The sequence below is a fragment of the Terriglobus sp. RCC_193 genome (genome assembly GCF_041355105.1).
Classification (GTDB): domain Bacteria; phylum Acidobacteriota; class Terriglobia; order Terriglobales; family Acidobacteriaceae; genus Terriglobus.
In genome coordinates, this window is record NZ_JBFUPK010000009.1 from 1 (window position 1) to 517 (window position 517).

General features: G+C 49.9%; 1 protein-coding gene. It reads left to right on the top strand.

Annotated features, from left to right (window positions below; genetic code table 11):
* Positions 1-391: hypothetical protein (locus tag AB6729_RS18080; protein WP_371083054.1), on the top strand; the 391-nt coding region annotated here is incomplete at its 5' end.
* Positions 392-517: the final 126 nt, after the last annotated feature.

Consider the following 517-nt stretch of genomic DNA (forward strand, 5'->3'; position numbering starts at 1 on the left):
AAGCTCCAACGGTCGAAAGACCGTCATTCTGAGCAAAGCGAAGAATCCCGACGAACTCTCCTCCCGCCAAGACCGCAACAAGCTTCCAGCCACCAAACCCATAACCAGCTTCGCAAGGCGAAGCTCCAACGCGCAAGAGCGCGTCTTCTTTGAAGGGGCAGGGCTTCAGCCCTGCCGTAAGAATCCACAAACAAGAAAACCGCGCGGCCAAAAAGACAAACAGGAGCATGAAGCAAACCCCGCGTACCCACAGAAGATCATGGCTGGCACCAAGCCGAAGGCGTCAAGAACACTGTCAAGCCCCAAACCACCCGACTCCAACAAACCAAAAGAAATAAACTTGGCAGGTTATTTCCACCAAACCACTAAAATAGAAACAAGGGAAAGCTAAAAGCCAAGAGCTAACAGCTAAAGGCTTTAGAAAGACGATTCTACCCCTAACCCCAACAGATAGACGATTTTACAGCCACCAAAACCGTAACCCCAATCAAAAGACGATTTTAGAAAAACAGGGGGG